The sequence below is a fragment of the Frankia sp. AiPs1 genome, from assembly GCF_023716945.1.
Lineage (GTDB): Bacteria > Actinomycetota > Actinomycetes > Frankiales > Frankiaceae > Frankia.
In genome coordinates, this window is record NZ_JAMQQF010000625.1 from 1 (window position 1) to 3401 (window position 3401).

At 74.5% G+C, this 3401-nt stretch carries 2 protein-coding genes; both read right to left on the reverse strand.

What is annotated here, in order from left to right; genetic code table 11:
• A partial coding sequence (locus ND748_RS28470) for a glycosyltransferase family 39 protein (RefSeq protein ID WP_251749273.1) occupies positions 1-1053 on the reverse strand: 1053 nt, incomplete at its 3' end.
• 137 nt (positions 1054-1190) lie between these two features.
• The gene (locus ND748_RS28475; RefSeq protein WP_251749274.1) at positions 1191-3134 is read right to left on the reverse strand and encodes a HAMP domain-containing sensor histidine kinase; all 1944 of its coding nucleotides are present in this window, start codon (positions 3132-3134) and stop codon (positions 1191-1193) included.
• Positions 3135-3401: the final 267 nt, after the last annotated feature.

The window sequence follows — 3401 nt, forward strand, 5'->3', positions numbered from 1 at the left end:
CGGCAGCGCCGCGGTCGCGCCGTCCTGGAGCAGGCCGAAGCCGCGGCGACCGCCGGCCCCGCCGCCGCCGACGCTGCCGGTCTCGTTGCCGGTGAGCCGACCGAGCCCGTTGTAACCGAGAGTGAGCTCCAGCAGGCTGTTGTGCTGCGAGCCGCCGATGTACGGCCGCGACGAGTCGGGGACCAGTTCCACGATCGCGATGAACAGGCCGGCGGGGACCAGCAGCCCGAGGCCACCGGCCAGCGTCTGGCGGACCCGACGCCAGAACGACGTCGGCGCACAGGCCAGGTAGACCAGCGCGAAGATCGGCACCACGACCAGCGCCTGCAGCAGCTTCGTCAGGAACGCGAAGCTGACGAACACGCCGGCCAGCACCATCCAGCGGGTACTGGCCTGCTCCACGGCGCGCAGCGTCGCGTACGCGCCGGCGACGAGCAGCAGGACCAGCAGCGCATCCGGGTTGTTGAACCGGAACATCAGCGCCGCGACCGGGGTGAGCGCGAGTACCGCGCCGGCGATCAGTCCCGCCCCGGCGGAGAGCTGGCGGCGCACCGTCGCGTAGAGCAGCCCGACGGTGCCGACGCCCATCAGCGCCTGCGGGACGAGCAGGCTCCAGGCGTTCAGCCCGAAGATGCGCGCCGAGAGCGCCATCACCCACAGGGAGGCCGGCGGCTTGTCGACGGTGATCGAGTTACCGGCGTCGGACGAGCCGTAGAAGAACGCCTTCCAGCTCACCGAGCCCGCCTGGACCGCGGCCGAGTAGAAGGCGTTGGCCCAGCCCGAGGCGCTCAGGTCCCACAGGTACAGCACGCCGGTGCCGACCAGCAGGACGATCAGCGCCGGGTGGACCCAACGCGGGTCCGGCTCCGCGGCGACGGGCGGCGCGGCCTCCTCGGCGACGGGCCCGAGAACGGTGGGCGCGTCGTGATCCGCCGGCGCGTCGTGGTCCGTCGGGGCAGCGGGGTCCGTCCTGCTCCACGGCAGCCGGCGACGGTGTCCCTGAGCACGCCGACCCCCGGCGTGCGGGATCGGGTCGGTGAGAGTGGGCGACATAGGGATCACCCTGGGACATAGACCTTTCGAGTCCTTGTGTTCCGCCTGTGCGCAACCTGTGAAGGCCGCCGACGACCCTCGTCCGCCACGGTGCCCCGGATGCCGGGCGCGGAGGATGGGTGCGCAGGAGACCGTGCTCAGGCGCGGCGCATCGGCCCAGCAAGGCCCGCGGGCGGTGCCATCGGTGCCATCGGTGCCATCGGAGCCGTCGGCGCGGGCGGTGCGGGCGGTGCGGGCGGGGTCGGTGGCGTCGACGGCGTCGGTCCTGGCACCGCGGTCAGGACCGGGGCCATGGTCGCCGGGTCGGGCGGCTCGCCCTGCGCGCAGACCGCGGCCGACCAGCGTGGCAATGCGACGACGAAGGCTGTGCGTCCCGGTTGGCTGGTCGCCTCCACCCGGCCGTGGTGGGCCTCGACGACGGCGGCGACGATGGCGAGGCCGAGGCCGGTGCTGCCCGCCGCCCGGGATCGGGAGCTGTCCCCGCGGGCGAAGCGCTCGAAGACCTCGGGTAGCAGGTCGGGCGGGATGCCGGGGCCGTCGTCCACGATGGCGACGGTGACCTCGCCGTCGGTGACGGCCAGGCTGGCCGTCACCCGGGTCCCCGGCGGGGTGTGGGCGCGGGCGTTGGCCAGCAGATTCGCCAGCACCTGGTGCAGCCGGGCCGCGTCGCCGGTGACGGTGACCGGCTCCTCGGGCAGGTCGAGCGCGAAGCGGTGGTCGGGGGCGGCAACGTGCGCGTCGCTGACGGCGTCGACGACCATCCGGGAAATGTCCACCGGCTCGTGCTCCAACGGCCGTCCGGAGTCGAGCCGCGCGAGCAGCAGCAGGTCCGAGACCAGGGCCGTCATCCGCGCACTCTCCGACTCGACCCGGCTCATCGCGTAGGTGACGTCGGGTGGGACGGGTTCGCGGGTGCGCCGGGTGAGCTCCGCGTAGCCGCTGATCGCGGCGAGCGGGGTACGCAGCTCGTGGCTGACGTCGGCGAGGAACTGCCGCATCCGCGTCTCGCTGGCGTGCCGGGCCGCCAGCGCCGCCCCGATGTGACCGAGCATCCGGTTGAGCGCCGAGCCCACCTGGCCGACCTCGGTTCTCGGGTCGGTGTCGACATCCGGCACGCGGACCGACAGCGCCACCTCGCCCCGGTCGAGTGGGATCTCCGCGACGCGGGACGCGGTCGCCGCGACCCGGCGCAGCGGGCGCAGGGTCACCCGGACGATCACCGTGCCGGCGAGCGCCGCCGCGGCCACCCCCGCCAGGGCGACGGCGCCGGCGATCGCGGCCATCTTGGTCAGGGTCGCGTTCACCTGCTTCATCGGCAGGCCGGTGACGACGGTGCTGCCGTCGGGCAAGGTGCTGCTGAGCAGTCGGTAGTCCCCGGCGTCGCCGAGGCCGCGGGTGTGGGTGTCGCCGTCGCGGGGGACGGCTGCGACCGTGGCGGTCTGCCCCGCGGTGAGCTCCTGCGGAGTGAAGGTCGTGTCGATGTAGGCGCCGAATGCGCTGGAACTGTCGATGACCGCGGCCAGGGTGCCGGGCTCGACCGGCCCCGTGAAGAAACTGCTGACCAGGTCGGCGCCGCTCACCCCGTACGACGTCGCCACGGTGGACGTCGCCACGGTGGACGTCGCCACGGTGGACGTCGCCGAGGTCGAGGTCGCCGAGGTCGAGTTCGGGACCACCGCTGCGGTGCGCGGCTGCCAGGAGGTCCTCGTGCCGTAGCCGTACCCGTAGCCCGACCCGGGCACCGAGCCCGACCTGGAGCCCGAGCCGCCGCCGGGGAGTTGCGGCAGCGGCGGCCCGGAGTAGCCCGGCAGGACACGTTCCCACCGTCTGTCCGCGTCGTGCAGCCGCCGGTCGAGCTGGTCAAGCAGGACGCCGCGCAACGCCACCGCGGTGACGAACACGATCGCCAGCGACACGGTCGCGAGCAGCACCATGAGCAGGGCGAGCAGCCGCGTCCGCAACGACCAGCGGGACGGGGCGACCGGCCAGCCGTGACCCGGGCGGCGACGCCCGAGCCCACCGTGTCGGGACGGCCCGGCCTGGACGTCGTCTGGGGCGATATGCGGTGCGGCGGCGGCCACGTCGATCAGCTCCGGCGGGCGCGGAGCATGCCCCCGCGGGGCCTGCTCTGGCCGGACCGGGCGGCCCCGGCGTCACCGGGCGTGAACTGCGCCGCCGAGCCATAGTCCACGCGCGGCTGCGGCGCGGCGGCTGCAGCTGACGCCGCCGCGCGCGGACCTGCCGTGGCCGACGCAGCCGACACGGCCGACGTAGCGGACGCAGCCGACGTGGCGGACGCAGCCGAACCCGTGGGCCCGCCCGAGCCGGCGTTGGCGGCGGACCCGGGC